Source organism: Erythrobacter sp. JB1-7 (genome assembly GCF_057365015.1).
Map to the genome: position 1 here is coordinate 701,667 of NZ_CP200291.1, position 20,259 is coordinate 721,925.

The window sequence follows — 20,259 nt, forward strand, 5'->3', positions numbered from 1 at the left end:
GAAGCAAGCCTGATTGAGTGCCAATCATCGCAGCCATGACCAAAACCATTCTCAGCGCTTTTTCCGCCGCTGCTATCGCCTATGCCGCCAGTCCAGCCTTTGCCGATGACCATGCAAATGGCGCGGGCAAAGCTGCTGCTGCCGCCACCATCACGCCGCAGGTGAAGACGCGCAACCTTACCGGTACATTTGGCGGTGTGCGAGTGCCCTACACCGCGACCATTGCCGAGACGATCCTTTCGGGCGATGGTGGCAAGCAAGAAGCCGTCATTGTCACCACTTCTTATGTAAAGACCCCGCGCGATGCTTCGCGGCCGGTGTTCTTCATTTATAATGGCGGCCCCGGCTCCGGGTCTGTTTGGTTGCAGATGGGCGCCTTTGGCCCCAAACGCGTCGCAATTCCCTCTGATGCCCGCGATGATGGCGCCCCGCCCTATCCGCTGCTCGACAATCCTGACAGTCTGCTCGATGTGGCTGATTTGGTGTTTATAGATCCGCCGGGAACAGGCTTTAGCTATCTTACACAGGGCACTGATAAAAAGAAGTATTACGGACTTCGCCAGGACGCGCGAGCGGTTGCCGAGGTTATCCGGCGGTGGATCAATGACAATGGCCGCTGGTCCAGCCCCAAATATCTGGGCGGGGAAAGCTATGGCACCACGCGCACCGCGATGGTTGTCGATGAACTGGAAGGTTCGACTTATAACGATGTCGGGCTGAACGGTCTCATCCTGATTTCAACCATCCTCGATTTTGCTGCACGCGAACCGACGCCGGGCAATGAAATGGCCTATATCGTGACGCTCCCCAATATGGCGGCAGCCGCGCACTATCATGGCAAAGCGCAAGGCGCCTCGGTTGAGGAAATTGTGCAGGAAGCGCGCGAGTTTGCCATCGGGCCGTTCGCCGCCGCGCTGCTCAAAGGGCAGGACTTGCCCGGCGACGAACGGGCCGCGGTGCGCGCGCGCATGGCGCAGTTAACCGGCCTGTCCGAAGAATATCTCGACCGCGCCAATCTGCGCGTTACCTCGCAGCGTTTCTACAAAGAACTGCTGCGCGATAGAGGGCTAACCATTGGCCGTTTGGATGCGCGGTATACTGGCAGCGATTATGACAATGCGGGCGAATTTCCCGATGCCGACCCCAGCTTTTACGGCATTGATGCAGGCTATACCGCCTCAGTCAATCAGTGGGCGCGCGAAGGATTGGGCTTTGAAACGGATCGCCCTTACAATTCGATCGGGCGCGAGCCGGGGGCGAACTGGGATTGGTCGCTGGGCGGGTCTGGCTGGCAGCGCAATGCCTATCTCAACGTCGCGCCATTTATCGGCAAGGCGATGCGGCAAAACTCGCAGCTTCGCGTTTTCAACGCGCAAGGTTGGTATGATTTTGCGACCCCGTTTTTTGGCGCGGAATATTCGCTCAACCGCATGGGTATCCCGCAGGACAGGGTGACTTATGAATATTACGATGCGGGCCACATGATGTATGTCCGCGATGAGGACCGCCGCAAACTCAGCCAGGATTTGCGCCGCTTTATCCGCGCGCGATGAAACGCTTTGCGCTGTGTTTGATGCTGGCCGCATCGGGGTGCAAGCCGCCCCCTGGTGATGCGGCGCTGGTGCGCGAAATGCCTGAGGCAGAGCCGGTCTTTGCTTCTGCTCCCCTGCCCTCACCTGATGTGGAAGGTGCGATCTGGGTATCCAGCCAGACAGCGGGCCGGATCATCTACGGTGTGCCTGAGGAGCCTGCTTTAATGGCGCTCGAATGCAGGGATGATGCGGGCGAAGCGATGATCGAGATCACTCGCATGGCCCCTGCTGATGAAGGCGCGCAGGCGCTGCTGGCGCTGGTTGGCAATGGCGCGATTGGGCGGATCGAAGTGGACGCGGTAGAGCTTGGCAAAAGCCGCCATTGGCGCGGGCGAGTGGCGGCAAGCGATCGCAATATCGAGCCGCTGATCGGTCCGCGCAAAGTCACCGCCACGATACCAGGGGCAGGCATGGTGGAGCTTAACGCAAGCCCGCGCCCCGGACAGCTTATTGCTGCGTGCGTCCGGCCTTTGACTGAAACGTCTGAAAATGACACGCCCGAGCTGGAAGCGCCTGAGCTTGAACCTGTGCCTGAGCTTGAGATTATGGCTGAGGTTGAGCCTGAGCCTGAGCTTCAGCCGCCTCAGCCTGACCTGCCCGAGTCTGACCAGCCCGAAACTCATACGCCTGAGCCTTCTCCACCAGAAGATCCTGAGTGAGAACCTGCGGCAATTGCTCGGCCTCTGCGCCCGGCTCATACCACAGGTAAAGCGGCACCCCTGCTGCGCCCTGCTGCGTCAGGAACATAGTGATGGCCTCATCGCTCTGCGTCCAATCGCCGACAATCGCGATGACGCCCGCATCCTTGAAAGCCTTTGCCGTGGCTTCGCGTTCTATCGCGATGCTCTCATTGACTTTGCAAGTGACGCACCAATCGGCAGTAAACCACACAAACACTGGCCGACCCGAAGCGCGCGCCTCAGCCAAAGCTTCGGGCGAGAATTTCTGCGGTTCCAACAGCGATTGCGCAATTTCGCCTGACGGCTTGGCATAAAGCGAGGGCATTGCAATGGCCGCAAACGCGGCGAATGGCGCTGCGATCAGAGCGAATGCGGGCCATGCCATCTTGCCGCGCCGCTGCAACTGGCCGGTCGCCCACAAGCCCAAAATCACGCCAAAGACAAGCAGCAGCGCTGCACCTGCGAAATATCTGCCGCCAATCTGCGTGACCAGCCAGACAAGCGCCAATGCAGTCAGTCCCATCGGGATTGCCATCACGCGGCGGAATGTGTCCATCCACGCGCCGGGCTTGGGCAGCATCCGGCGAAATGCGGGCACTAAACCGATCAGCAGAAACGGCAAAGCAAGGCCAAGCCCAAGCAGCGCAAAAAGCAACAGCGCTTGCCCCGCAGGCAGCAGCAGCGCTGCGCCCATGGCTGCGGCCATAAATGGCCCTGTGCACGGTGTGGCAGCGAAGGCGGCGAGCAATCCTGTTGCAAACGCGCCGCCTGCGCCTTTTCTCGGACTAGCACTTGATCCGAATGAGGGCAGCTCAAACAAGCCGCCAAAGTTTGCGGTGATCGCAGCGGCCAGCACGAGCAGCAGCACCACGACGCCGGGGCTTTGCAATTGAAACGCCCATCCCACCTGCTCGCCCGCCGCGCGCAAAGCCAGCATGGTGCCGCCCAGCGCAACGCAGGCCAGCACTACGCCTGCGGTATAAGCAAAACCTTCGATCCGCGCTTCGGCCTCACTTCCGCCAGCCCGCGCCAAGGCAATCGCTTTCAGGCTGAGGATGGGAAACACACAAGGCATGATGTTGAGGATAAGCCCGCCAACAAGAGCGCCCAAAATCAGCGTCCATAAGGGCGGCGTGCCCCCTTGCGCGCTGTTCATGTTCACAAGCACTGCACCGCCTACCGGCACCGTGCCGGGGACCGCGGTAAAAGCGACCCCGTCTCCGCTCCCAAACGAGACAATTCCCGATACAGCGCTGGGCGTTTCGCCGCCATATTCAGCAAGCGGAATGGTGGCCGTCAGCATATCGCCTGAACGCCGGAAAGTCTGAAACGGGGGGTAATCCACAAGCCGCGCATTGGCGATAAAGACATGCGGATCAGGCAGCTCGACGCTTTGCGGCAGGGGTATGGCGAGCCTTAGATTGCCGCTGCTCACTTCAAAGCGTGTGTCTGCGCTAAGCTGCGGCGCGATACTCGCGCGCCAGCGAGCAAAATCGCCGCCCTGGCGCGCTTGCAAAACCGCATCCTGAGGCACGCACACTTCGTCGGTGCAGGCGAGGTAATCGGCAAAGCCGCTTACTCCCGTTACGCCTTCGACATCCGCATCATCAGGCACGCGCACCGGGATCAGCACGGCATATTGCCCTTCGTAAATGTGGTTCATCAAATCGCCGATCATCAGGCGCTGGGGCACGGGGTAAAGCGCCTCTCCCATTTGCCAGCCCTCGGGCAGGTTCAGCTTCACCTGCATCCCCAGCCCCGCATCACCCGGATTGGACCAATATCCGTGCCATTCGGGTGCGCTTGGAGTGAACCGCAGCGCAAGCATCCATTCCTCACCCGCTTTGGGCAGGCCATCAGCATAAAGCGCAGCTGCGATATTCGCATCGCCAAAGCGCGCCTCTTTCGTAACTTCGGCTGGCTGCTCCTGAGCGCGCAGCGGCGCGGCGATAGGTAAGGACAGCGCCAGCGATGCACACAATGCAAAGCACCATGCAGCGAAGTAACGGATGAGAGGGGCGAACATTCTTGCGTCGGACACAGCGAAACCTCTAGGACGGTCTCACGCTATTCGCAATTGCCGCGCAGAAAGTGACACATGAGCAAAGCCGACACTGAAACCAAAGACCTGTTGATCCTCGGCGGGGGACTTGTGGGTATGGCGCTGGCTTTATCGGCAGCGAAAAAGGGCATGTCTTCCCATGTGATTGACCGCGCGGACCCGGCAGAGCTGACCGCCGAAGGATTTGATGACCGGGCCACGGCTATCTCCACGGCCAGCTGGCACCTGTTCACCAATATCGGCATTGCTGACGGAATGGAGGCATTTGCCTGCGATATTGCCAGCATTGCTGTCACCGATCAAAACCGCCCCGGCAGGCTCGATTTCGTGCCGGGCGAAGGCGAAGGCACTTTGGGGCGGATGTTCCCCAATCGCCGCCTGCGCCTTGCCCTGTTCGAAGCGGCAGCAGCCGAGCCGCTTATCAATTGGGTGGCCAAGGCTGACATCGTCGAACGCCAGCGCAGCGAATTTGGTGTGGCCGCAGTCCTTGCCGATGATCGCAAGCTGAAAGGCCGCTTGATGATCGCTGCCGAAGGGCGCGGATCGCCCACCCGCGATGAAGCCGGCATTGCCATTGCCAAGTGGGATTACCACCACCGCGCGATCATCGCCGGCCTCACCCATTCCAAACCGCACAGCAATGTCGCGTGGGAAATCTTCTATCCCGCCGGCCCGTTTGCGCTTCTGCCTTTGAATGATGATGCCGATGGAACGCATCGCTCTTCGCTGGTGTGGACCGTATCCGAAGCAGATGGCAAAGCCGTAATGAAACTGGGCGACCGCGCATTTCTAGCGGAAATACAAGAACGTATGGGCGATTGTTTGGGCACGGTGGAAACAGTGGGCACGCGTTCAAGCTGGCCTTTGGGTTTCCATCATACTGCCAAGATCACTGATGAACGCCTCGCATTGATCGGTGATGCCGCGCACGGCATCCACCCGATTGCAGGGCAGGGATTGAACCTTGGTCTGCGCGATGTGGGCGCTTTGGTCGAAGTGCTGGCGGATGGCGCGCGGATCGGGCTTGATCCGGGGGATGCGCAATTGCTCAAACGCTATGAGAATTGGCGCGGGCTCGACAGCTTTATGGTGGCGCTGGCAACCGATGGCCTTACGCGGATTTTCGGTGTTCCGGGCAAAACCGCATCCGCCGTGCGCCGCCTTGGTATGGCAGGCGTGCAGCGCGCCGCGCCGTTAAAGACGTTCTTTATGGACGAAGCGCGCGGTGTTTCTGGCGATTTGCCGCAATTGCTGCGCGGTTAGGCTTAAGCGGGTGAATTAGTTTTCACCGGCGCTATCCACCGGGCTTGGCTGGCGGACGACCTCGCCTGTGCCATCGCGCAGGCCCTGCTGATCAAGCACCGCTGCGGTTTCGATGTTTTCAAGCGCGATCATCACGTCGCGGAAGCTTTCCGCATCAGTGATCCACGCCTGGGCAGCCGCTGCGCCGGGCAGCGCCTTGATCTCGTCAATCGCGTTTTGATAGCGCCCCTGCTCCATCGCAAATCGCGCGCGTTCAAGGCGCCTTTCAGGCAAAGCAGACGGCGTGCTTTCGCGCCTGATCACAAACAATTGGCGAAATTCGCGGGAGATATTGCCGAATGAAAAACCGTCCTCGCTTTCGGTCAATTGCGGGGCCAGCCCGTCCAGCCGCAGGATCAGCTGGTCAAGCCTGATCCGCGGATTGCTGCGTGCAAAGGTGATAATCGTGCTGACCGCATTGGGCCGCTCATCACCGAAACGCAGCCGCAATTGATCCGCCAGATAGCCGAGCTCATCCCCCCGCTCGATCACCCGCCTCGTGGCAAAAGCGATCAGCAAAGCTTCAGCGCGCGCGGCGTTGCCTGATGCGGCCTGCGTTTGCAGATCAATGCGGGCGATGCGCTGTTCAGCAGCCGCAATGCGCTGGTCAAGTCCGCCCTGCTGTTCGGCAACGCGGGTGACGACTTCAACCGCCTCTTCGGCATTGTCCGCTTCAATTGCATCAGCCAATTCGCCGCCTGTGGGCGATGGCGATATCACCGCGCTGGGTGTTTGCGTTGGCGACGCTCCGCCAGCACCTGCAAGCGCGGCTGGCGTATCTGCGCCTTCGGCCGCGCCGCCGCCATCAAGATTGTACCAGACGACATATCCCACCAGCGCGCCGCCAATGACAAAAGCAAATACGCTGGCCAGAAAGGGCCATTTACGAGAGCCAGTTTTGCGGCGTGAGCCGTATTTCGATTCCATTATATCCCAGACCCTGCGACCGCTTTGTGCGCGGGGGCGCGCGGTCAATCTTACCGCTTATATGCACACGTCTCGCACCATTTCCAGCAATGCTGTGTCATTGGGCGCACCGGAAACGTGGATAGCGCGCCATTCGCTCTCGCCGTCTGCGCGCGCCGGCTGCGCAATCCGTTCTCCCATGGCCGCCAGAGTTATGCGGCTCCGGTCCAAGCCTAACCGCTTGCATTCAAGCATGAATTGCCGGGTCATCGCGGCTGAATGGAGAAGGACAATGGGCTCGCAATCCAGCAGGTCTGCGGCCTCCTTCGTCATGCTTTGCGGGGTTACGCTGTAAGTTTGAACTGGTTCGAATGTGACGCCGGCGGGCAGGGAAAGTTCGACATATTCGCTGCCAACCAGCCTTAAATACCGGATCGGCGCACGCACCTGATCGATGACGCGCTGCAATCCGCCCGTGCCTGACAGGGCGACGGTAAAGCCTGCCTCTGCGGCCACGCGCGCGGTTGCATCGCCCACGCAATGGACGGGCAGATGGGTCAGGTTTGCGAGGGCATCACCGCCATGGCGGATCGCATTGGCGCTGCCCAACAAGATCGCATCAAACTGGGCGGGATCGGGCATCGCCCATTCGGCAGGCTGAACCTGCGCCAGCGCGCAGCCATGCATGGAAAGACCGATGCTGCGCCCCAGCGCCACTGTCGCAGATAATCCCGGCTCTGGCCGAATGGCAAGCACGGGCCGCGCCGAGGGGGTAAAGCCCGGCTCGTTCATGCCCCGCCGAAATGCTGCGTGATCGCAGGGCCAGCGCGCGCCAACAAATCATCGGCCAGCCTCGCAATCGCGGTGTGATCGCCGGGAGCAAAACCTGCCTCACCTGCAATACGCTCGCTTCCATCCGGGCTGAACACGGCTGCGCGCATTGTCAGCCGCGCGGCATCGCCTGTGCACAAAACCGCGACCGGGGAATGGCATGTCCCGCCAAGCCGGGCGAGCAATGCGCGTTCGGCTTCCAATTCGGCGCGCGCCTGCCCATTGTCGAGCGCTGCCAAAAGCCCATGCGTTGCCGCATCATCCGCGCGCGCTTCGAGAACAATTACCCCTTGAGCCGCAGCCGGGATCCAGTCGCTTTCATCAAGAGCCACGCCCACATCGGTTTGACCGAGCCGTTCAAGACCCGCTGCGGCCAGAAAGGTCACATCCGCCTCACCCGTCGCCAGTTTACCCAGCCTGGTTGCCACGTTGCCGCGAAAAGTCACGACTTTGCAATCGGGGCGCAAGTTAAGCAATTGCGCAGCGCGGCGCGGCGCGCTTGTGCCCACGACGGCGCCTTTAGGGATGGCGGCGATGCTGTCTGCGCCCACCAGACAATCGCGCCTGTCAGCGCGCGGCAGGCATGCGGCAAAAGCGAATATATCGGGCCGCTCGGTCTCTACATCCTTGGCCGAATGAACCGACACATCAATGCGCCCCTCAGCCAGCCATTGATCCAGTTCCTTGGTCCAGAGCGCTTTCCCGCCAATTTCTGCCAGAGGCCGATCGAGCACTTTATCGCCGCTGGCTGTTACCGGCACCAGCTCTACCGCGTCCTCCTCCCAGCCATGGGCCGCGCATAGCCGGTCGCGGGTTTCATGCGCCTGCGCCATGGCAAGCGGGGAATTGCGCGTGCCCAGTCTCAGCCGGGGTGCGCTGTTCGTATTCTCATCGGGTGACATACTCATTGCGGGCATTGCGATAGCTGCGCACAATGCCCATTGAAAGAGCCATGAGCATTGCGTCCCCATCTCGGCCTGACAAACGCCCCCGGATCGTCCTTGGGGTGGAGACAAGCTGCGATGAAACAGCGGTTGCTTTGGTCGTCCATGATCGCACCATTATCGCGCAGCAAATCGCCTCGCAAAACGAGGAGCACGCACCTTATGGCGGGGTCGTTCCCGAAATCGCGGCGCGCGCGCATGCGGTAAAATTGGCCCCAATGATCGAAGCGGTGATGAACGAGGCTGAACTGGCATTGAGCGATGTCGATGCGATTGCTGCAACCGCGGGGCCGGGGCTGATCGGCGGGGTTATGGTCGGCCTTGTCAGTGCAAAGGCGCTCGCAATGGCATCGGACAAACCTCTGATCGCGATCAATCACCTTGAAGGTCATGCCTTGTCCCCCCGCCTTGCCGATGAGCGCCTCGAATTTCCCTATCTGCTGCTGCTCGTATCGGGCGGACATTGCCAGATTTTGAGCGTTGAAGGCGTTGGCGAATACCGCCGGCTTGCCACAACCATCGACGATGCTTTGGGCGAGGCATTTGACAAGACCGCCAAGATCCTCGGCCTTGGCTATCCCGGCGGGCCGGCGGTTGAACAATTGGCGATCAAAGGGGATGCATCGGCGGTTCCCCTGCCCCGCCCGCTAAAAGGATCGAAAGAACCGCACTTCTCCTTTGCAGGTTTGAAAAGCGCGGTGCTGCGCGCGTTTGAAAGCGGACAGCACTCACCCGCTGACATCGCGGCGAGTTTTCAATCGGCTGCGATTGATTGCCTGATAGACCGGCTCGAACACGCACTCAGCGTGTCCGGCCCGTGGCCCGCGCTCGTCGTTGCTGGCGGAGTGGCGGCGAACAAATCGGTTCGCGCATCGCTTGAGGCGCTCGCGGCCCAACACGCCATGCGCTTTACCGCGCCGCCGCTATCGCTGTGTACCGATAACGCAGCGATGATCGCATGGGCCGGGCTTGAGCGCTTGGCGATTGAGCCGGGCTTCAAAGGCGATCCGCTCGATCTTAAAGCGCGCCCGCGTTGGCCGCTCGACAAAGAAGCGGAAAAAGCTCGGGGCGCAGGGGTGAAAGCGTGAGCAAACACGAAACCATCGGCGTGATTGGCGCGGGCGCCTGGGGCACGGCCTTGGCGCAAATGCTCAGCTCAGACGGGCGCGATGTCGTGTTGTGGGCGTATGAGAGCGAAGTGGCCGATGCCATCAATAAGGCCCATGAAAACCCCGTATATTTGGCAGGCGCGCAGCTTTCCAAAACAATCCGCGCGGCGGATGACCTGACAGAGCTTGCCCCGCTTGATACGCTTTTGGCTGTCACACCTGCGCAGGCTTTGGGCAGTGTTCTTAAAAACTTTAGCGCGCAGCCGCGCGATCTCATCCTGTGTTCCAAAGGCATTGAGGCGGGAACCGGACGGCTGATGAATGATGTGGCGCGCGCGGCATGTCCTAATAGCGATATCGCGGTGCTGTCCGGCCCCACTTTCGCAATCGAAGTGGCACGCGGCTTGCCCACAGCCGTTACGCTCGCTTGCGGCGGAGGCGAGGCGCAGTGGGAACGGCTTAAACCCGCCATCGCGCGGCCAGCATTCCGGCCTTATTATTCCGACGATGTCACAGGCGCAGAAATTGGCGGCGCGGTGAAAAACGTGCTCGCGATTGCGTGCGGGCTAGTCGATGGGCTTGGCCTTGGCCAGAATGCGCGCGCGGCCCTGATTGCGCGCGGATACGCAGAAATGGAGCGGTTCGGCGCAGCGCTTGGCGCGCGCAGCGAAACGCTTGCCGGGCTTTGCGGCATGGGCGATTTGGTGCTGACCTGCTCCTCCACGTCCAGCCGCAATTTCTCGCTTGGTAAAGCCTTGGGCGAAGGCGGCAAAGCGGCTGATTTGATGGCAGACCGGACCACCGTTGCAGAAGGCGCGCACACCGCGCCCGTTCTGGCTGACCTTGCCCGGAAACGCGGCATCGCAATGCCGATTGTCGCTGCGGTTGATGCCATTTTGAAAGGCGAAGATCCGCGTAAAGCGGTCGCCAGCCTGCTTGCCCGCCCGTTGAAAGCGGAAAAGCCTGCGTGAAGAGCGTTCCGCCAACCGTGCCGCCCGCCCCCCACCACAGCCCGGCGGTGAGCCCGGCGGGGATAATTCCGATATGGCCGCATTGGCCAAAGGCGGACGGCAGAACACCATGGGCTTTGTCGTGCGCCTGCTCGCGCGCATTCCGTTTCTGATTATTGCCGCACGCTATTACGGGGAAGATGCGCTGGGGCGGTTTGCCTCTGCCTTTATTCTCATTGAGATCATCGGCCTTGTGTGTTCGCTTGGCGAAAAACGCGGACTGGCGCAAAGATTGCGGCTGGGCGGGAATGACGATCCGCAGGCAGAGACCAATCTGGTCTATGATGGGCTGCTTTTGGGGCTTGTTTTTTCGAGCGTCGCAGCCCTTGCGCTGCTGATTTTCCCGCAGGTGATGTTTCCCAATGGGATGAACTCGCCGCTCGATATGTGGATGATCGCGGCCATTCCCGCCTTTGCGCTGACGGAGATTGTGCTGGCAGCGCAGGCCTATCGCTATGACATCGCAACCACAGTGCGCGCGCGCGCGATTGTTGAACCGTGGGCGATATCAATTGCGGTGGGCGTGTTCCTGTTTTTCGATGCGACCCGCGATGCAGGGCTTGGCCTTGCCTATCTGTTTTCGGTGCTGGCGGGGCTGGTGACAGCGCTGTGGCCGTTTTTGCGCACCTATGGCTTGCCAAAAGGGTGGCGACCGAATGGTAAAGCCATGCTCAAACAATCATCGTCCGCTTTCCCGCTGGTGGGCGCGGACGCGGTGGAGCGCGGCACGCGGCTGCTGGATATCTTTATCCTTGGCCTGTTCGCTCCGCCTGCCGCCGTTGGCATCTATTACGTCGCCCAACAAATCGCGAGCTTGCCGCAAAAGCTGAAAACCTCATTTGAGCCGATCCTCTCGCCCGTCATCACCAAGAATTTGAAAACCGGCAATATGGCCGCAATCGCCAGCCAGGTGCGGCAAGTGGGCTTTTGGATTATCGCAATCCAATTGGGCATTGCGCTGGCGCTGGGCATACCGGGCGAAGGGGTGATGGGCCTGTGGGGCCCGGCCTATGTTGCAGGCACGGCAGCGCTGGCATTTCTGCTCGCGGCAGAGGTTGCCGCCAGCATGGCGGTCGTTTCAGAAAGTGTGCTCGTCTATATCGCGAAAAAGCGCAATCTGGCGATATCTGTCGGGATTTTGGCGTTGCAGGCCGCCTTGACCATCACCTTCATTCTAGTCGCCAAATCCTATGAGGTCGATGCAGGGTTCGAAGCTGCCATGCCCGCTGCCGCCTTGTTCTGCGCGCTGACAGTGTCGAGCCTGGTGAAAGCATTGGTGCTCAAAACCTTGCTGAAAGCGCCCGTATCCAACTGGCGCTGGGCGCTGGTCTATGCCGCAGCGCCCGCAGTGGTGGCCGGATATGCGTTCACGTTCCTGCCCGAATGGGTGGAACTGGCAATCGGCATTCCGGTGATCCTTGCGCTTTACGGCTATGTCATCTGGAAACGCGGATTTGGTGAGGAGGACAAGGTTCTCTTCCGGCCAAATTCTGCGAAGAAGCCTGCGCAACCTGCTGAATAGATGCGCTGAAATGCCGGGCGGGCCTGCTCCTTACAACTTCCTGATAGCTCCATTCACTCAGCATTCAGTGCCATGAGCCGAGCCTCATGACGGGTAAGAAAAGGGGTTAGGGTATGAATATCGCCGCACTTAAGGGCAGAGGTTTTGTCGGTATCGCAGCGCTCAGCGTGGCGCTTGCCGGATGCGCGGGCCAGCAGTCTGGTGACCTTGGCAATGCAGGCACGGCAAAAGGTGACGATAAGACAGATATTGCGGTGGCCCCGCCGCCTCCACCGCCGCCGCCGCCCCCACCGTCTGAGCCGGTTGTGGCCGAAAACCAAACAATCACCGTTACAGCGCGCAAGCGCACAGACGGATACGCAGCGCAAGCCTTACGCACTGCGCCCTCGCCCGGCATTTACGTGCCTCCAGTGGTCGTCCCCACCGATCCGGGCCGCGAACGCTATGACGGGGAGGAAGTCTCGCCTGTCAAACTCGTCGCGAGCGAGCCTGTCTCAACTTTCAGCGTCGATGTCGACACAGGCGCTTACACCAACACACGCCGCTTCCTAACAGATGGCGCAATGCCGCCTGCTGCCTCTGTCCGAACGGAGGAGATGATCAATTACTTCCGCTATGATTATGATCGGCCAAAAACGCGCGACGTACCCTTCAGCGTCACCACCGATGTCGCCAAAACGCCGTGGAATGACAAAAGCTATCTGATGCGCATTGGCCTGCGCGGCTATGACATTGACCGGACAGAGCGGCCACCTGCCAATCTGGTGTTTCTGATGGATGTGTCAGGTTCGATGGGGTCGCCTGATAAACTGCCCTTGGTCAAAACCGCTTTGGCCGGTCTTGCGGGCGAATTGGGCGAAAAGGACCGCGTTTCCATCGTTGTCTATGCAGGCGCTGCGGGCCTGGTGCTGGAACCCACCAATGACGTGAACGAAATCCGGCGCGCGCTCGATCAATTGCGCTCTGGCGGATCGACCGCTGGCGGGGCGGGTTTGCAGCTTGCCTACAATATTGCCGAGGACAATTTCATCAAAGGCGGCGTCAACCGCGTGCTCCTTGCGACCGATGGCGATTTTAATGTGGGCCAGACCGATAATGACGCGCTGATCGAAATGATCGAGAAAAAGCGCGATACCGGCATCACATTGACCACGCTTGGCTTTGGCAGGGGCAATTACAACGAAGCGATGATGGAGCAGATCGCCAATCACGGTAATGGCAATTACGCCTATATCGACAGCGCTTTGGAAGCCAAAAAGGTGCTGGGCGATGAGATGTCCTCAACCCTTTTTACCATCGCCAAGGACGTGAAAATCCAGGTGGAGTTTAACCCGGCGATTGTCAGTCAATACCGGCTTGTCGGCTATGAAAACCGCGCGCTTCGCGAGCAGGATTTTGACAATGACGCCATTGATGCAGGCGATATTGGCGCAGGCCATCAGGTGACCGCGATTTACGAGATTGTGCCCGCGGGAACCAAAGGCTGGATCGCCCCGCGCCGGTATGAGGACAATCAGGCCGAAGCGGCAACTAGCCGCATGACAGAGGCGGCGCATGTCAAATTGCGGTTCAAACTGCCGGGTGGCGACACATCGCGCCTGATTGACACCATCGTGCGCAGCGATGCGCTGGCCACCGCCAAAGCGCCGCGCGGAGACTTTGCCTTTGCCGCATCGGTGGCCGCCTTTGGCCAGATTTTGCGGGGCGATGAGCTGATGAACGGCTTTGACCACGCCGATGTCGGCGCGCTTGCGGGCAAGCAAAGCAATTATTGGCGGCAGGAATTCCTGCAATTGAACGCGCTCGCAGAAGGAATGAAAGGCGGCTGATCGCGGCCAGCGGCAACCGCCATCGCCCAACACAATAAGGCCCGCGTAGCAGTTATGCTGGCGCGGGCCTTTTGCTGCGCCGATGCGTCATCGCATGCGGGTTTTGGCCTGCGACTGCACCGCACCACTAGCGCACGGGACAAATCCGCTGCTACACCGCGTTCGCGACATCGATTCTGAGCGGAGAGTTTTCACCATGTCTACCATTTCCATAGTGCTGCTTATCCTTGGCGTGCTCCTGTTTTTCATTGCAGCGGGCATTTTGCTGGGCCTTGGCAAATCGACCGTTGTGGTCCGCGATGCGGGTCTCACTCGCGGCGATGTGCTGGATAAAGGCGCTGCGCCTGCTGCGCGCAATCAGGCGCTGATTGATGCCGCGCCTGCGGCTGTCACTCCGAGCGTTACTCCGCCTGCACCCAAGCCTGAGCCTAAGCCTGAGCTTAAGCCTGCTCCGGCTCCCACGGCCCAACCTGCACCTGCCCCTGCACCCACTCCGAAACCTGCGCCAAAAGCCGCGCCGAAAACCACAAGCGCGCCGGATGATCTCACCACGATCAAAGGGGTCGGACCAAAACTTGCCGGTATCCTCAACGATCAGGGAATCACCAGCTTTGCCCAGATTGCCGCTTGGAGCGATGCTGACATCGAACGCATCGATTCTATGCTGGGCCGGTTCCAGGGACGCATTACGCGCGATCACTGGGTTGAGCAGGCTAAGCTGTTGGCCGCAGACGATAAATCGGGGTTTGCAGCTAAGTTCGGACAGAACACGTAAATTTGCTGCGACAATGGTGTCCAATTTGTGTTACAGTTAACGTTGCACTTAAAGGAGGACGCTGATGGCTGCACGGATATTGGTCGCTGAAGATGAATTGATCACAGGTTTCGACCTGTGCGACACCGTTGCAGAGGCCGGTTACGAGGTCGAAGGGCCATATGCTGGAATCTCGTCAGCCATGCTCGCCTTTCAAAAGGAAAAGCCTGATCTTGCCATCCTGGATATTGCTCTTGATGATGGCATTGTGTTCCCGCTGGCTGAAAAGCTGGACGCTGAAAACATACCGATCATTTTCCATTCTGGCCGCGATGCCAAGGACGAGGTCGCCAAACGCTTTCCGTCGGCGACCACTTTGGCAAAACCCTGCCCTCCGACCGCAATTCTAAGCGCGGTTAGCCAAGTGCTTGAGGCTGAGCCTGCTGAGTGATCCACCACGCATGACCGGCGCATGCGAACTGCGCCGGGAATTGCTTGCTTAGCGGGACCGCACCTGCAAGAGTCCGTGCATAAATAGTTTCAGGAGAGACTAGTGCACGGCACTGCCCCCAAATCCGCTTCCCCCTCACACAGCGCTGCATCACGCGGCGATGGAGCTGATCGCAATCCGTCGGCGGGAATTGTCCCGTTCAATTGGGAAGACCCCTTCGATCTCGATAGCCAGCTATCCGAAGAAGAGCGCATGATCCGCGATGCCGCTCGCGGCTTTGTGCAAAGCGAATTGCAACCCCGCGTCATTGATGCTTACCGCGAAGAAACAGACGCGCCCGAACTGTTTCCGCTGATGGGACAAGCGGGCCTTTTGGGCGCGACCATCCCCGAAGAATTTGGCGGAGCTGGCGCTAATTACGTCTCTTATGGCCTCATCGCGCGCGAGATAGAGCGGGTCGATAGCGGATACCGGTCCATGGCGAGCGTCCAATCCAGCCTCGTGATGCATCCGATCTATGCCTATGGTTCGGACGAACAGCGCGCGAAATACCTGCCCGGCCTTGCATCTGGCGAATTGATCGGCTGTTTTGGCCTGACCGAACCCGATGCAGGCAGCGACCCGGCTGGCATGAAAACGACCGCGCGCAAAGACGGCGATGATTACATCATTTCTGGCGCGAAAACGTGGATTTCTAATTCGCCGTTCGCCGATGTCTTTGTGGTCTGGGCCAAATCCGAAGAGCATGGCGGCGGCATTCGCGGCTTTGTTCTGGAAAAAGGGATGGCGGGGCTGTCCGCGCCCAAGATCAAAGGCAAAATCTCCCTGCGAGCCTCCACCACAGGCGGGATTGTGATGGAGGATGTGCGCGTGCCCGCATCCGCTCTGCTGCCGCATGTGCAGGGATTGAAAGGGCCATTTGGCTGCCTCAATCGCGCGCGATATGGCATCAGTTGGGGCGCGATGGGGGCGGCCGAATTCTGCCTGCATGCCGCGCGCCAATATGGCCTTGATCGCCAGCAGTTTGGCCGCCCGCTTGCAGGCACCCAGCTGTATCAGCGCAAGCTTGCTGATATGATGAGCGATATTGCCCTCAGCCTTCAGGCGAGCCTGCGCGTGGGCAGATTGATGGATGAAGGCCGCTTTAGCCCCGATATGATCTCGATCGTCAAACGCAACAATGTGGGCAAAGCGCTCGAAATCGCGCGCCAATCGCGCGACATGCATGGCGGCAATGGCATTTCCGAAGAATATCAGGTGATCCGCCATGCGGTGAACCTTGAAACGGTCAACACATATGAAGGCACCGCCGATGTCCACGCGCTGATCCTTGGCCGGGGGATCACTGGGCTGGCGGCGTTTTAACTGGCTCTTTTTCTGGCGTTTTTGGGGCAGATAACGCCCCCTGTCCTACACGCCTGTGAAAGACTAAGAGTTGGCAAATAACGGGCACAATCTGCGGCCCCAATTGTTGGATACTTGAAAGTGACACTTCGCATCGCTCAAATTGAAGATAATCGAACAAAAACTGAGCTTTGTGCGAAACTCACTATTTTGCAAAACAGGGGGGTGAGCGGTCCACGGACCGGTCAGGAAATGGCAATCATATGAAGCTTTATGGCTATTACCGCAGCTCAACCTCCTACCGCTTGCGCATCGCGCTGGCGCTAAAGGGGCTCGAATACGAGAACGTGCCGGTGAACCTGCGCGATGGGGCGCAAAAGGACAAAGCGTTCACCGCGCGCAATCCGTTTGGCTCTGTCCCAATGCTGGAAGCCAAAGGGCGCGACCGCGCGCAATCCATGGCGCTGCTGGAATGGCTGGATGAAGCATACCCCGATGCCCCAGCTTTGCTACCGGCGGATATGGAAGAGCGTTACACCGCGCGCGAGCTGTCCTATGCGATTGCGACAGAGCTGCACGCGCCGCTCAACCTGCCGGTGCTCAAATATCTGAAAGAGCCATTGGGCCATTCGCAGCGCATCATCGATTACTGGTATCGCCACTGGCTGAAACGCACGCTGGACCCGGTTGAGGAACGGCTGAAACAGCTGGGCACTGGCAGCTTCCTGTTCGATGCGCCCGGCCTGTTTGAAACGGTGCTGATCCCGCAGATCTACAATGCACGAAGGTTCCATTATGACCTGACGCTGCATCCCCGCATCACCCGAATAGAGGCCGCGTGCCTTGCCCTGCCCGCCTTTCAGGGCGCGCATCCCGACAAGCAGACAGATGCGCAATAGCGCGCAGCAAAAGGACCGTTCATGAAGCTTGCAACACTCAACGATGGAACCCGCGATGGAAAGCTGGTGGTGGTCTCGAAAGACCTCACACGGTGCTGCGCAGCAGGCTATATCGCGCCAACTCTGCAAGCGGCATTGGATGATTGGGAGCATATCGCGCCGAAGCTTGAGCTGCTTAGCGTTGATGTCGAACACGAAGCCGTGCCGTGCGAACGCTTTCACGAACGCGAGGCGCATTCGCCTTTGCCGCGCGCATACCAATGGGCGGATGGCAGCGCCTATATCAACCATGTCGAACTGGTGCGTCAGGCCCGCGGCGCCGAAGTGCCGGAGAGTTTCTACTCTGATCCGCTGATGTATCAGGGCGGCTCGGACGCATTCCTGCCCCCGCGCGGCAATATCCCCCTGGGCGATGTCAGCTGGGGCTGCGATATGGAAGGCGAGATTGCCGTTGTCACGGATGACGTGCCAATGGGTGTGTCGGCTGATGACGCGGCAGGCCACATCAAGCTTGTCATGCTAGTCAATGATGTGTCACTGCGCGGCTTGATACCGGGCGAACTGGCGAAAGGGTTCGGCTTCTTCCAGTCCAAACCGCCGACAGCCTTCTCCCCCGTTGCGGTGACACCTGATGAATTGGGCGATGCGTGGAAAGGTAACCTCGTCCATCTGCCGTTGATGGTGGACTATAATGGGGAAGCATTCGGGCGCGCTGAAGCGGGCATTGATGCCACCTTCAATCTGGCAGAGCTGGTCGCGCATGCCGCCAAGACCCGCCCGCTTTGCGCAGGCACAATCGTTGGATCAGGAACAGTGTCGAACAAGGGTGCAGATGGCGGTCCGGGCACGCCCGTGGCGGATGGCGGGCTTGGCTATTCGTGCATTGCTGAGATCCGCATGATCGAGACGATCCGCGATGGCGAGGCGGCCACTCCTTTCATGAAACCGGGCGATGCTGTGCGGATCGAAATGCGCGATGCGGACAACCATTCGATCTTTGGCGCGATTGAGCAGAACGTGGTGGCGGTCTAAACCGCTTTCCTACTTGCAAGTGCCGCGATAGTGCGGCGGCGCTCTTTCACATCGCTGCGATGTCGCCGCGCATCAGAAGACCACAACCGAACGGATGCTTTCGCCTGAATGCATGAGGTCAAAGCCTTTGTTGATCTCTTCCAGTGTCAGCTGATGCGTAATCATGGGATCAATCGCGATCTTGCCGTTCATATACCAATCGACAATTTTGGGCACATCGGTGCGGCCTTTGGCCCCGCCAAAAGCTGTCCCGCGCCAATTGCGTCCTGTGACGAGTTGAAATGGGCGGGTCGCGATCTCTTTGCCCGCTTCGGCGACGCCAATGATGATCGAGGTGCCCCACCCCTTGTGACAGCATTCGAGCGCTTGGCGCATGACGTCGGTATTGCCGGTGCAATCGAAGGAGTAATCCGCGCCGCCGTCGAGCAATTCGACCAAATGCGCGACGACATCGGCTGTCTCTTTGGGGTTCACAAAGTCGGTCATCCCGAATTTCTCACCCCATTCGCGTTTGGCAGGGTTGATATCGACGCCAACGATCCGGTCAGCGCCCGCCATCTTCGCGCCTTGGATCACATTGAGGCCAATCCCGCCGAGGCCAAAGACAACGACATTGTCTCCGGGCTCAACCTTGGCCGTATTGGTGACAGCGCCCACGCCGGTCGTGACGCCGCAGCCGACATAACACGCGCTTTCAAACGGGGCATCGGTGCGGATCTTGGCAAGCGCGATTTCGGGAAGGACGATGAAATTCGAAAAGGTCGAGCATCCCATATAGTGATAGATCGTCTCACCCTTATAGCTCATCCGCGATGTTCCATCGGGCATAAGGCCGCGCCCCTGCGTGTCGCGGATAGCGCTGCACAGATTGGTCTTGCCCGAAAGGCACATTTTGCACTGCCGGCATTCAGGCGTGTAGAGCGGGATGACGTGATCATCGGGCGCGACCGAGGTGACGCCCAGCCCCACGTCGCGCACAATGCCTGCGCCTTCATGGCCCAGCACGCTAGGAAACAACCCCTCGCTGTCCAGCCCGTCGAGCGTATAGGCATCGGTGTGGCAGATACCGGTGGCCATAATCTCGACCAGCACCTCGCCGTGTTTGGGGCCTTCGAGGTCAAGCTCGACGATCTCAAGCGGTGTTTTGGCCTCGAAAGCGACGGCGGCTCTGGTCTTCATGGATCACTCCTCCCGGTGTTTGCGCATCGCTATGCGCAGCAATCAGGAGGCGCAAGGGCGGCAATCAGGTTTCGCCGAGTTTACGCCGCTTATCGCGCGATCCCTCGCGCCGTTCATCGAGCGCATCAACAAAGCAATGATTGACATCCCGGTGCTCTGCCTCATCCGCGCGCACGGCAATGATGACATCACGCAGCCGCGCATTGGCGGGCAATTGCCAGTAATCAATCGCGATTTGCGGTGCGGCAAGGTTCTCATGACGGCCTGCATCAACCTCTGCGAGATAGGAAGTGTAGCTGATGACCGCCTCTTCCTCGAAATAGCCAACAACCCGGTGCGCGGTGCGCGGGGCGAACAGGTATAGCCAGAAGTAGAAGTTGTAGAAGATAAGCTGGACAGCGACAATCAGAGCGCGCTCAAACCTGCTGGGTTGCGCGATCTCGATAAAAGTCATCAGATGCATCCGCTCATTCTCGGCTTCATCCAGCAAAGTGCGGATCCAGCCTTCGTCGTCGCGCATGCGGCGCAGCGCGCGAAGGTGCTGCCATAATCCGCCAACCATGCCCGGAACCGCGGCAACGGTCTCCAGCACAACAGCGCGGTGGCCATAGCGTTTGGCAAAGAGGGTATCGGCGAAAAAGCGCAGCAGTTTAACAAACGAAAACGCGATCTTATCGCTCGTCGTTTCCGGGGTAACGTGGCTGTTAATCACCGCATCTTTGTTGACTTCGCGGACCAGCGGGCGGGTATCGATGTGTTTCACGGAAAAGCACTCTCAAGTGACTTCGCCCCTTCTACTCAACCCCATTGTCG

At 59.6% G+C, this 20,259-nt stretch carries 18 protein-coding genes; 12 read left to right on the top strand and 6 right to left on the bottom strand.

Translation table 11 applies throughout. The annotated features are described in order from the left end of the window. The first annotated feature begins 35 nt into the window (after window positions 1-35). Both AC0V6W_RS03545 and AC0V6W_RS03550 read left to right on the top strand, forming a co-directional pair. Window positions 36-1,553: a S10 family peptidase gene (locus tag AC0V6W_RS03545; protein WP_486147211.1), complete on the top strand. Its 1,518-nt coding sequence runs from the start codon at window positions 36-38 to the stop codon at window positions 1,551-1,553. Further along, window positions 1,550-2,251, top strand: coding sequence for a hypothetical protein (locus AC0V6W_RS03550; protein WP_486147213.1), 702 nt, complete (start codon window positions 1,550-1,552; stop codon window positions 2,249-2,251). The genes AC0V6W_RS03545 and AC0V6W_RS03550 overlap by 4 nt, the downstream gene beginning before the upstream one ends. Here the strand turns inward: AC0V6W_RS03550 and AC0V6W_RS03555 are convergent. Beyond that, complete coding sequence (locus AC0V6W_RS03555; RefSeq protein WP_486151457.1) at window positions 2,136-4,298, bottom strand: protein-disulfide reductase DsbD family protein; 2,163 nt, start codon at window positions 4,296-4,298, stop codon at window positions 2,136-2,138. The genes AC0V6W_RS03550 and AC0V6W_RS03555 overlap by 116 nt on opposite strands. A gap of 72 nt (window positions 4,299-4,370) precedes the next feature. Here AC0V6W_RS03555 and AC0V6W_RS03560 point away from each other — a divergent pair, with 72 nt between their 5' ends. Next, the gene (locus AC0V6W_RS03560) at window positions 4,371-5,597 is read left to right on the top strand and encodes an FAD-dependent monooxygenase (RefSeq protein WP_486147215.1); all 1,227 of its coding nucleotides are present in this window, start codon (window positions 4,371-4,373) and stop codon (window positions 5,595-5,597) included. 15 nt (window positions 5,598-5,612) lie between these two features. Here AC0V6W_RS03560 and AC0V6W_RS03565 read toward each other — a convergent pair whose 3' ends face one another. The 3 genes from AC0V6W_RS03565 to hemC are packed head-to-tail and all read right to left on the bottom strand — an operon-like array spanning window position 5,613 to window position 8,281. After that, the gene (locus tag AC0V6W_RS03565) at window positions 5,613-6,563 is read right to left on the bottom strand and encodes a hypothetical protein (RefSeq protein ID WP_486147217.1); all 951 of its coding nucleotides are present in this window, start codon (window positions 6,561-6,563) and stop codon (window positions 5,613-5,615) included. A gap of 57 nt (window positions 6,564-6,620) precedes the next feature. Next, the gene (locus AC0V6W_RS03570) at window positions 6,621-7,334 is read right to left on the bottom strand and encodes a uroporphyrinogen-III synthase (protein ID WP_486147219.1); all 714 of its coding nucleotides are present in this window, start codon (window positions 7,332-7,334) and stop codon (window positions 6,621-6,623) included. After that, the gene (hemC, locus tag AC0V6W_RS03575) at window positions 7,331-8,281 is read right to left on the bottom strand and encodes a hydroxymethylbilane synthase (protein WP_486147221.1); all 951 of its coding nucleotides are present in this window, start codon (window positions 8,279-8,281) and stop codon (window positions 7,331-7,333) included. The genes AC0V6W_RS03570 and hemC overlap by 4 nt, the downstream gene beginning before the upstream one ends. Window positions 8,282-8,325: 44 nt before the next feature. Between hemC and tsaD the strand changes: the two genes are divergently transcribed. The 9 genes from tsaD to AC0V6W_RS03620 all read left to right on the top strand — a co-directional run bounded on the left by tsaD (window position 8,326) and on the right by AC0V6W_RS03620 (window position 18,267). Beyond that, window positions 8,326-9,405, top strand: coding sequence for a tRNA (adenosine(37)-N6)-threonylcarbamoyltransferase complex transferase subunit TsaD (tsaD, locus tag AC0V6W_RS03580; protein WP_486147223.1), 1,080 nt, complete (start codon window positions 8,326-8,328; stop codon window positions 9,403-9,405). Beyond that, window positions 9,402-10,397, top strand: coding sequence for an NAD(P)H-dependent glycerol-3-phosphate dehydrogenase (locus AC0V6W_RS03585; protein WP_486147225.1), 996 nt, complete (start codon window positions 9,402-9,404; stop codon window positions 10,395-10,397). Before tsaD ends, AC0V6W_RS03585 begins: the two co-directional genes overlap by 4 nt. Window positions 10,398-10,470: 73 nt before the next feature. Then, the gene (locus AC0V6W_RS03590; RefSeq protein WP_486147227.1) at window positions 10,471-11,958 is read left to right on the top strand and encodes a lipopolysaccharide biosynthesis protein; all 1,488 of its coding nucleotides are present in this window, start codon (window positions 10,471-10,473) and stop codon (window positions 11,956-11,958) included. Between the two features lie 113 nt (window positions 11,959-12,071). Beyond that, the gene (locus tag AC0V6W_RS03595) at window positions 12,072-13,787 is read left to right on the top strand and encodes a vWA domain-containing protein (RefSeq protein WP_486147229.1); all 1,716 of its coding nucleotides are present in this window, start codon (window positions 12,072-12,074) and stop codon (window positions 13,785-13,787) included. Between the two features lie 196 nt (window positions 13,788-13,983). After that, the gene (locus AC0V6W_RS03600; protein ID WP_486147231.1) at window positions 13,984-14,562 is read left to right on the top strand and encodes a helix-hairpin-helix domain-containing protein; all 579 of its coding nucleotides are present in this window, start codon (window positions 13,984-13,986) and stop codon (window positions 14,560-14,562) included. 64 nt (window positions 14,563-14,626) lie between these two features. Beyond that, entirely contained in the window at window positions 14,627-14,992 is a 366-nt protein-coding gene (locus AC0V6W_RS03605) for a response regulator (protein WP_486147233.1), read from the top strand. Window positions 14,993-15,181: 189 nt separating this feature from the next. After that, entirely contained in the window at window positions 15,182-16,357 is a 1,176-nt protein-coding gene (locus AC0V6W_RS03610; protein ID WP_486151459.1) for an acyl-CoA dehydrogenase, read from the top strand. A gap of 242 nt (window positions 16,358-16,599) precedes the next feature. Beyond that, window positions 16,600-17,235 carry a maleylacetoacetate isomerase gene (maiA, locus tag AC0V6W_RS03615; protein WP_486147235.1) on the top strand — a complete coding sequence of 212 codons (636 nt, stop codon included), beginning with the start codon at window positions 16,600-16,602 and terminating at the stop codon, window positions 17,233-17,235. Between the two features lie 21 nt (window positions 17,236-17,256). Continuing rightward, entirely contained in the window at window positions 17,257-18,267 is a 1,011-nt protein-coding gene (locus AC0V6W_RS03620) for a fumarylacetoacetate hydrolase family protein (RefSeq protein WP_486147237.1), read from the top strand. A gap of 72 nt (window positions 18,268-18,339) precedes the next feature. Here AC0V6W_RS03620 and AC0V6W_RS03625 read toward each other — a convergent pair whose 3' ends face one another. Next, window positions 18,340-19,446, bottom strand: coding sequence for an S-(hydroxymethyl)glutathione dehydrogenase/class III alcohol dehydrogenase (locus tag AC0V6W_RS03625; protein WP_486147239.1), 1,107 nt, complete (start codon window positions 19,444-19,446; stop codon window positions 18,340-18,342). Window positions 19,447-19,510: 64 nt separating this feature from the next. Next, window positions 19,511-20,158, bottom strand: a complete 648-nt coding sequence (locus AC0V6W_RS03630) for an alternative oxidase (RefSeq protein WP_486151461.1) — start codon at window positions 20,156-20,158, stop codon at window positions 19,511-19,513. Window positions 20,159-20,259: the final 101 nt, after the last annotated feature.

Excerpts from the sequence above, each read along its gene's own strand:
- maiA (WP_486147235.1), top strand. The coding sequence starts at position 16,600 with ATGAAGCTTTATGGCTATTACCGCAGCTCAACCTCCTACCGCTTGCGC.
- tsaD (WP_486147223.1), top strand. The coding sequence starts at position 8,326 with ATGAGCATTGCGTCCCCATCTCGGCCTGACAAACGCCCCCGGATCGTC.
- AC0V6W_RS03590 (WP_486147227.1), top strand. The coding sequence starts at position 10,471 with ATGGCCGCATTGGCCAAAGGCGGACGGCAGAACACCATGGGCTTTGTC.
- hemC (WP_486147221.1), bottom strand. The coding sequence starts at position 8,281 with ATGAGTATGTCACCCGATGAGAATACGAACAGCGCACCCCGGCTGAGA.
- AC0V6W_RS03600 (WP_486147231.1), top strand. The coding sequence starts at position 13,984 with ATGTCTACCATTTCCATAGTGCTGCTTATCCTTGGCGTGCTCCTGTTT.
- AC0V6W_RS03620 (WP_486147237.1), top strand. The coding sequence starts at position 17,257 with ATGAAGCTTGCAACACTCAACGATGGAACCCGCGATGGAAAGCTGGTG.
- AC0V6W_RS03595 (WP_486147229.1), top strand. The coding sequence starts at position 12,072 with ATGAATATCGCCGCACTTAAGGGCAGAGGTTTTGTCGGTATCGCAGCG.
- AC0V6W_RS03545 (WP_486147211.1), top strand. The coding sequence starts at position 36 with ATGACCAAAACCATTCTCAGCGCTTTTTCCGCCGCTGCTATCGCCTAT.
- AC0V6W_RS03625 (WP_486147239.1), bottom strand. The coding sequence starts at position 19,446 with ATGAAGACCAGAGCCGCCGTCGCTTTCGAGGCCAAAACACCGCTTGAG.
- AC0V6W_RS03550 (WP_486147213.1), top strand. The coding sequence starts at position 1,550 with ATGAAACGCTTTGCGCTGTGTTTGATGCTGGCCGCATCGGGGTGCAAG.
- AC0V6W_RS03555 (WP_486151457.1), bottom strand. The coding sequence starts at position 4,298 with ATGTTCGCCCCTCTCATCCGTTACTTCGCTGCATGGTGCTTTGCATTG.
- AC0V6W_RS03570 (WP_486147219.1), bottom strand. The coding sequence starts at position 7,334 with ATGAACGAGCCGGGCTTTACCCCCTCGGCGCGGCCCGTGCTTGCCATT.
- AC0V6W_RS03560 (WP_486147215.1), top strand. The coding sequence starts at position 4,371 with ATGAGCAAAGCCGACACTGAAACCAAAGACCTGTTGATCCTCGGCGGG.
- AC0V6W_RS03565 (WP_486147217.1), bottom strand. The coding sequence starts at position 6,563 with ATGGAATCGAAATACGGCTCACGCCGCAAAACTGGCTCTCGTAAATGG.
- AC0V6W_RS03605 (WP_486147233.1), top strand. The coding sequence starts at position 14,627 with ATGGCTGCACGGATATTGGTCGCTGAAGATGAATTGATCACAGGTTTC.